We start from the raw sequence: 7,801 nt of genomic DNA, 5'->3' as shown, positions 1-7,801 counted from the left end.
GACCCAGCCCTCGGACAGCTTCGGCTCCGTACGGGCGTAGATGCGGCGGTCGCCGTCGTCCAGGAGCCGCCGGGCCTCCTCCGAGAGCGCGTACCACCCGTCGCGGCCCGTCGGGGCCTGGGGACCTACAGGGCGTCCGGTCCGCGCTCGCCCGTGCGGACCCGTACGGCGGTCTCGACGGGGACGCTCCACACCTTGCCGTCTCCGATCTTGCCGGTGCGGGCGGCCTTCACGACGACGTCGATGAGCTGTTCGGCGTCCTCGTCCTCGACGAGGACCTCGATGCGGATCTTGGGGACGAGGTCGACGGTGTACTCGGCGCCGCGGTAGACCTCGGTGTGGCCGCGCTGGCGTCCGTAACCGCTGGCCTCGGTGACGGTCAGGCCGTGGACCCCGAAGGCCTGGAGGGCCTCCTTGATCTCGTCGAGCCGGTGCGGCTTGACGACCGCGGTGATGAGCTTCATGCGTCCACCTTCTTGTTCTCCGTGACGGCCGGGGCGGGGGCGGTGCTGCGGGAGGAGGCGCCGCCGCCGGCTCCGCTGAAGTCGTACGCGGTCTCGGCGTGCTCGACCTGGTCGATGCCGGAGACCTCGTCGTCCTCGCTGACCCGCATCCCCATCGTCTTGTCGATGATCAGGGCGAGGATCGCGGAGGCGATCAGAGAGTAGGCGAGGACGGCGAAGACGCCGATGGCCTGCTTGCCGAGCTGGTCGAGGCCGCCGCCGTAGAAGAGGCCCTTGGCGTCGGACTGGACGCCGCCGGTGGCGAAGAAGCCGACGAGGAGGGAGCCGACCACGCCGCCGACGAGGTGGACGCCGACGACGTCGAGGGAGTCGTCGTAGCCGAACCGGTACTTCAGGCCGACGGCCATGGCGCACAGGAGGCCGGCGACGGCGCCGATGGCGATCGCGCCGAGCGGGGAGCAGGAGCCGCCGGCGGGAGTGATGGCGACGAGGCCGGCGACGGCGCCGGAGGCGGCGCCGAGGGTGGTGAAGGAGCCGTGGCGGAGCTTCTCGTAGGCGAGCCAGGCGAGCATGGCGGCGGCGGTGGCGACCTGGGTGTTGACGAACATGACGGCGCCGACGCCGTCGTCGTTGCCGAGCCACGAGCCGGCGTTGAAGCCGAACCAGCCGAACCAGAGGAGGCCGGCGCCGAGCATCACGAGCGGGAGGCTGTGGGGGCGCATCGGGTCCTTCTTGAAGCCGACGCGCTTGCCGATGACGAGGATGACGCCGAGGGCGGCGGCGCCCGCGTTGATGTGGACGGCGGTGCCGCCCGCGAAGTCGATGACGCCCATCTCGAAGAGCCAGCCGCCCGCGCCCCAGACCCAGTGGGCGACGGGGAAGTAGACGATCGTGGCCCAGAGGGTGACGAAGAGGGCCCAGGCGGTGAACTTCACGCGGTCGGCGAGGGCGCCGCTGATGAGGGCGGGGGTGAGCACCGCGAACATCAGCTGGAAGACGGCGAAGACGTACACGGGGATCGTGTAGCCGTCCCAGAGTTCGGTGACGCCGATGCCGCTGAGGCCGAGGTAGTCGGAGGACCAGCCGACGACGGAGCCGATGTCGGTGCCGAAGGCGACGCTGAAGCCGAAGAGCACCCAGAGGACCGTGACGATCCCGAGGCTGATGAAGCTCATCATCAGCATGTTGAGGGTGGACTTGACGCGGACCATGCCTCCGTAGAAGAAGGCGAGTGCCGGGGTCATCAGCATGACCAGGGCGGAGCAGATGAGCATGAACCCGGTGTTCGCGGCAGACAGCTCGGGGGCGTCTGCGGCCAGGGTCGTGATGGCTGGAGCCATCGGCGTCTCCTCGTCGTCGTGCGGCCTGTGCGGGGGCGGGGCCGAAGAGCGGTCGGCCGTGCGGGGTGGCCGGTTATGGGCCAGAGATTCGCGCAGCGCGGTTTCCGCCGATGCCGCTCGATGTTTCGGCGCAGTGACGAAGGGGTGGAGCGTGTTACGCGGTCGTGAACACGCCGGTCACGGGGAGGTAACGCCCGTACCCTGCGGGCGGCCGCCCGGGGGCGGGGACGTGGACCGGCCGCGCCGTCCGTCCGTGTGACCTGTGCGGCGGGGGAGCCGAGTCGGGCGTACGGGGCGGGGGCGCGGCCGGAGTGGTGGCGGGCTCGCGGGAGCCGGGGTGGGACCGCTTCGGCGGTCTCGGGCGTCGGACCGGTGGGCGGCCCGGGGGTCAGACCGCTTCGGCGGCCTCGGGCAGGAGCTGGGTGAGGCGGTCGGTGAGCTGGACGACTTCGGCGACGTCGCCGAAGTCGCGGGCGGCGGTGTCGACGGTCTTGCGGAGCCGGTTGTTGACGCGCTCGGAGCGGATGCTCTTGGCGACGCCGAGGGCCTTCTCGGCGAGGACGACGGATTGCTCGGGCTCGCGCTTGAGGAGGTGGACGGTGGCCATGCCGATGAGGTTGAGCGCGTAGGACCGCTGGTGGTCGGGGTCCTTCTCGAAGAGTTCGACGGCCCGTTCCATGACGGGCTCGGCGAGGGAGGCGTACGTCGGGGAGCGTCCGGCGACGTAGGCGAGGTCGCGGTAGGAGTGGGAGTTCTCGCCGTTGAGCTCGGCCTCGGAGAAGAAGGCGATCCAGTCGGGCTCGGGTTCGCCGTCGAGGCCGACGTCGGAGAAGGTGTCCTCGGCCATCCGGACGGCCCTCTTGCACTTGGAGGGCTGGCCCATGTTGGCGTAGGCGCGGGCCTCCATCGCATACAGCATGGCCTGGGTGCGGGGGGTGGCGCACTCGCGGCTGCCGTACTGGGCGAGGTGGATGAGTTCCAGGGCGTCGTCGGGCCGGCCGAGGTGGATCATCTGGCGGCTCATGGAGGAGAGGATGTACGAGCCGAGGGGCTTGTCCCCGGCCTCCTTGGCGGCGTGGAGCGCGAGGACGAAGTACTTCTGGGCGGTGGGCTGGAGGCCCACGTCGTAGCTCATCCACCCGGCGAGTTCGGCGAGTTCGGCGGCGCAGGTGAAGAGGCGCTTGGCGGTGGCGGCCGGCTGGGGTTCCTGGAGGAGGTCGGTGACCTCGTGGAGCTGGCCGACGACGGCCTTGCGGCGCAGTCCGCCGCCGCACTGGGCGTCCCACTTGCGGAACATGGCGGTGGTGGATTCGAGGAGGTCGAGTTCGATCTCGGAGAGCCGGTTGGGGCGGCGGGCGTCGGCGAGGGGGTCGGGCCGCTCGGTCTCGGTGACGGGCGTGGGGACGAGCCAGCGCTGCATGGGCTCGATGAGGGCGGGTCCGGCGGCGAGCGAGAGCGAGGAGCCGAGGAAGCCGCGGCGGGCGAGCATGAGGTCGCTGCGGGAGAACTCGCTGAGGAGGGCGACGGTCTGGGGGCCGGCCCAGGGCAGGTCGACGCCGGAGACGGAGGGGGTCTGGTGGGCGGTGCGCAGTCCGAGGTCCTCGACGGCGACGACGGAGCCGAAGCGCTCGGAGAACAGCTCGGAGAGGATGCGCGGGATGGGTTCGCGGGGCTGTTCGCCGTCGAGCCAGCGGCGCACCCGTGAGGTGTCGGTGGAGATGTGGTGCGCGCCCATCTGGCGGGCCCTGCGGTTCACTTGGCGCGCCAGTTCGCCCTTCGACCAGCCGCTGCGCACGAACCAGGAGCTCAGCTGCTCGTTGGGGCGCTTGCCGGCAGTCGTACCGTCTGCGCCGTTGCCGCCCACTGGAACGCCCCCATCCACCTGATTGCCCTGTCGTGCGAACCCTTATCAGAATGCCGCGTTCCACGGCGGCCGTCCGGCGTTCTGCCCTCTTCGAACGGGAGACCGGGTTGCCTCCGGCATACCCGCGTGCGCGAGCGGCTCCGGGCTTCGCGTACCGAAAGTAATCCTACGATCACCGCTCTACGAGGGCGATTCAAGAAACGCCACCATTCGCCACCCCTTCGAATGAACTCGCCGCGCGCGGAACGCGATTCACTTGACATGCGACGAACCGGAGTCGGCGGACGGAGGCGCGGAGAGGCGCGTGTCGTCGTCCGCACCACCCCACGCACGCCTGTGCGCCGTTCGCGGTGACGCGGCGTGACGGCGGGTGACGACGGAGCTCCGGGTCGTAACCACCGGCGCGTTCGACCCGTTGGAGGGGGCATGGGCTTCACGATCGGCGGCATTCGTGAGATGCGGTCCGGCGCGCGCCGCCGCGTCCGCACCACGGAGTGCACAGCGGTGGCCGAGTACACCGGACTCTGGGGCTGGGACGTGGTGCCCGGCGCGCGGGCAGTCTCCGGCCAGTGCTCCTGCGGTGATCGCGCGTGTACGGCTCCGGGGGCGCATCCCCTCTCCTTCGCCGAGCCGGTGCCGGCGGGCGCCGGCCTGGACGACGCGACCAAGGCGTGGTCGGAGTATCCCGGGGCGTCGTTGCTGCTCCCGGTGGGCCGGGCCTTCGACGTGATCGAGGTCGCGGAGGCGGCGGGCCGGCGGGCGCTGGTGCGGCTGGAGCGGATGGGGCTGCCGCTCGGTCCGGTCTGCGCGACGCCGACGGGCCGGGCCCGGTTCTTCGTGGCGCCGGGCGCGGCGGCGGAGCTGCCGCGGCTGCTGTACCGGATGGGCTGGGACGACGCGGAGCTGGACCTGCACGGCCTGGGGCCGGGCAGCCACGTCACCGCTCCCCCGTCGGACCTCGGGGGGCTCGGCCCGGTGCGCTGGCTGCGGCCTCCGACGCTGGACACGGCCGGTTCGCCGCCGCAGGCGCGGCTGCTGCTCGGCACGCTGGCGTACATCTGCCACCGGACGCACGACTGACGTACGGGCCGGGCAGGTCCCGTACGCGGAAGGGCCCCCGCCACGAGGTGGCGGGGGCCCTTCCGTGTGCCGTGGCGGGGGTCAGTCGCCGATCAGGGCGTCGACGAAGGCGCCGGGCTCGAAGGGGGCCAGGTCGTCCGGGCCCTCGCCCAGGCCGACCAGCTTGACCGGGACGCCGAGCTCGCGCTGGACGGCGACGACGATGCCGCCCTTGGCGGTGCCGTCGAGCTTGGTCAGGACGATGCCGGTGATGTCGACGACCTCGGCGAAGACGCGGGCCTGGATGAGGCCGTTCTGGCCGGTGGTGGCGTCGAGGACGAGGAGGATCTCGTCGAGCGGGCCGTGCTTCTCGACGACGCGCTTGACCTTGCCGAGCTCGTCCATGAGGCCCGTCTTGGTGTGCAGGCGGCCGGCGGTGTCGATGAGGACGACGTCGGCCTTCTCGGCGATGCCCTCCTTGACCGCGTCGAAGGCGATCGAGGCCGGGTCGCCGCCCTCGGGGCCGCGGACGGTACGGGCGCCGACGCGGTCGCCCCAGGTCTGCAGCTGGTCGGCGGCGGCGGCGCGGAAGGTGTCGGCGGCGCCGAGGACGACGGACTTGCCGTCGGCGACGAGAACGCGGGCCAGCTTGCCGGTGGTGGTGGTCTTGCCGGTGCCGTTGACGCCGACGACCATGACCACGCCCGGGATGTCCTCGGGGCTCTCCGTGTGCACGGTGCGGTCGTAGTCGCCGAGGAGGGCGACGAGCTCCTCGCGGAGCAGGCCGCGCAGCTCGTCGGGGGTGCGGGTGCCGAGGACCCGGACGCGCTCGCGGAGCCGGTCGACCAGTTCCTGGGTGGGGGCGACGCCGACGTCGGCGGTGAGGAGGGTCTCCTCGATCTCCTCCCACGTGTCCTCGTCGAGGTGCTCGCGGGACAGGAGCGTGAGCAGCCCCTTGCCGAGCGAGTTCTGGGAGCGGGCGAGGCGGGCCCGGAGCCGTACGAGACGGCCGGCGGTGGGCTCGGGCACCTCGATCTCGGGGGCGGCGGGGGCCTGCGGCTCCTCGACGGCCACGGGGGCCTCGGCGGCGGGCGCCTCGGTGCCGGGGAGGTCGACCTCCTCGACGGTGCGGCGTGGTTCTTCCCGCGGCGTCTCCGCCTCGTCGCCGACGTGCGGTTCGGCGGGCGGAGCGGTGATGGTCGGCGGGGTGGACGGCGGTTCGGCCGGCGGCAGCTGCTTCTTCTTGCGACCGCTGATCACGAGCCCGCTGGTCACGGCGACCGCGACGACCAGAGCGATGACTACAGCAAGGATGAGTTCCATAACGGATCCAGTATCGGCCACGACCGGGCCGGTGACGTCGTACGCACACGGCGTGGGTCAAGGAGAGGGGCGGCGCGGTCCGCGGCCGTTCCGCGACACGGTACTGCCCCGGCTCGCGGCGCGGGGCCGCGGGCCGGGGCAGTCTCCGTGAGCGAGGAGAGGGGCAGCGGGGTTTAGCCCATCTCCTCCAACGCCTTGCCCTTCGTCTCCTTGACGTACCTGAGCACGAAGGGGATCGAGAGCACGGCGAAGACCGTGTAGATGACGTAGGTGCCGGAGAGGTTCCAGTCCGCGAGGGACGGGAAGCTGGCGGTGATGGCCCAGTTGGCGATCCACTGCGCGGAGGCGGCGACGCCGAGGGCGGCGGCGCGGATCCGGTTGGGGAACATCTCGCCGAGGAAGACCCAGACCACGACGCCCCAGGAGAGGGCGAAGAAGAGCACGAAGACGTGGGCGGCGACGAGGGCGACGACGCCCTGGGTCTCGGGGAGCTTGCCGTCGACGAGGTCGGCGGAGAAGGCCCAGGCCTCGAAGGCGAGGGCGATGGCCATGCCGGCGGAGCCGACGAGGGCGAGGGGCCTGCGGCCGACGCGGTCGACCAGGACCATGGCGATCACGGTGCCGACGATGTTGATGATCGACGTGGTGAACGAGTAGAAGAACGAGCTGGACGGGTCGATGCCGACGGACTGCCAGAGCGTCGCGGAGTAGTAGAAGGCGACGTTGATGCCGACGAGCTGCTGGAAGACGGAGAGTCCGATGCCGACCCAGACGATGGGCAGGAGCTTGAGGCGAGAGCCGGTGACGAGCAGGTCCCTGAAGGTGGACTTGTGCTCGCTGCGCATGGCGCGGTCGATCTCGGCGACGCGGTGGTCGAGGTCGACGCCGTGGCCCTCGACCTCGGCGAGGACCTCCTTGGCCCGGTCGATCTTCCCGACGGAGATGAGGAAGCGGGGGGACTCGGGGATCGCGAAGGAGAGCAGGCCGTAGAGGAGCGCGGGGACGACCATCACGCCGAGCATCCACTGCCAGGCCTCCAGGCCGCCGATCTCGCCGCGCTGGTCGCCGTCGGCGATCTGGAGGATGCCGTAGTTGACCAGCTGGGAGATGGCGATGCCGATGACGATCGCGGCCTGCTGGAAGGAGCCGAGGCGGCCGCGGTACGCGGCGGGGGCGACCTCCGCGATGTAGGCGGGGCCGATGACGGAGGCCATGCCGATGGCGAAGCCGCCGATGACCCGCCAGAGGGCGAGGTCCCAGAGGGCGAAGGGGAGCGCGGATCCGACGGCGCTGACGGAGAACAGCACGGCGGCGATCTGCATGCAGCGGATGCGGCCGATCCGGTCGGCGATGCGGCCGGCGGTCGCGGCGCCGACGGCGCAGCCGATCAGGGCGATGGCGATGACCTGGGCGAGGGTGCCGGAGCCGATGTCGTAGCGGTCCCGGATGGCCTCGACTGCGCCGTTGATGACGGAGCTGTCGTAGCCGAAGAGGAAGCCGCCCATCGCGGCGGAGGCCGTGATGAAGATGACGTGACCGAGGTGGTCCGGGTGGGCGGAGCGTCCTTCCGACGGCGGGGGCGCCTGTGCGGTGCTGGTCACATGGACTCCTCGGTCGGGGGTAGAGCCCTTCCAGTGGCGCACAACTTCTCGCCGCCCACCACGTGAAGGCAAAAGCAACGTTGCAGAGACTATGCCTTCAAGTTTCGAAGTCAATACCCGGGTGTTAACGAGTACGAGTCTCGATCCGCC

At 71.3% G+C, this 7,801-nt stretch carries 6 protein-coding genes; 1 reads left to right on the top strand and 5 read right to left on the bottom strand.

Features of this window, described 5'->3' with window-relative positions:
• Positions 1 to 125 precede the first annotated feature (125 nt).
• The 3 genes from ACWDVG_RS15335 to nsdA all read right to left on the bottom strand — a co-directional run bounded on the left by ACWDVG_RS15335 (position 126) and on the right by nsdA (position 3,668).
• Positions 126 to 464 carry a P-II family nitrogen regulator gene (locus tag ACWDVG_RS15335; RefSeq protein WP_015036464.1) on the bottom strand — a complete coding sequence of 113 codons (339 nt, stop codon included), beginning with the start codon at positions 462 to 464 and terminating at the stop codon, positions 126 to 128.
• Positions 461 to 1,804: an ammonium transporter gene (locus tag ACWDVG_RS15330; RefSeq protein ID WP_451699631.1), complete on the bottom strand. Its 1,344-nt coding sequence runs from the start codon at positions 1,802 to 1,804 to the stop codon at positions 461 to 463. Before ACWDVG_RS15330 ends, ACWDVG_RS15335 begins: the two co-directional genes overlap by 4 nt.
• Positions 1,805 to 2,192: 388 nt before the next feature.
• On the bottom strand, positions 2,193 to 3,668 hold the full coding sequence (nsdA, locus tag ACWDVG_RS15325) for a transcriptional repressor NsdA (RefSeq protein ID WP_451699630.1): 1,476 nt from the start codon (positions 3,666 to 3,668) through the stop codon (positions 2,193 to 2,195).
• Positions 3,669 to 4,094: 426 nt separating this feature from the next.
• Here nsdA and ACWDVG_RS15320 point away from each other — a divergent pair, with 426 nt between their 5' ends.
• Positions 4,095 to 4,748 (top strand): bifunctional DNA primase/polymerase, encoded by a 654-nt coding sequence (locus tag ACWDVG_RS15320; protein WP_451699629.1) that lies wholly within the window; start codon positions 4,095 to 4,097, stop codon positions 4,746 to 4,748.
• An 81-nt stretch (positions 4,749 to 4,829) separates the two neighbouring features.
• On the opposite strand, the gene ftsY is transcribed toward ACWDVG_RS15320, so the two are convergent.
• On the bottom strand, positions 4,830 to 6,050 hold the full coding sequence (gene ftsY, locus ACWDVG_RS15315) for a signal recognition particle-docking protein FtsY (RefSeq protein WP_451699628.1): 1,221 nt from the start codon (positions 6,048 to 6,050) through the stop codon (positions 4,830 to 4,832).
• A gap of 173 nt (positions 6,051 to 6,223) precedes the next feature.
• Entirely contained in the window at positions 6,224 to 7,651 is a 1,428-nt protein-coding gene (locus tag ACWDVG_RS15310; protein ID WP_451699627.1) for a sugar porter family MFS transporter, read from the bottom strand.
• Between the last annotated feature and the right edge of the window lie 150 nt (positions 7,652 to 7,801).

This window comes from Streptomyces sp. NPDC003327 (genome assembly GCF_053589515.1).
Note: the sequence above shows the minus strand (reverse complement) of the source record. Positions and strands in the feature narration are given on the sequence as shown.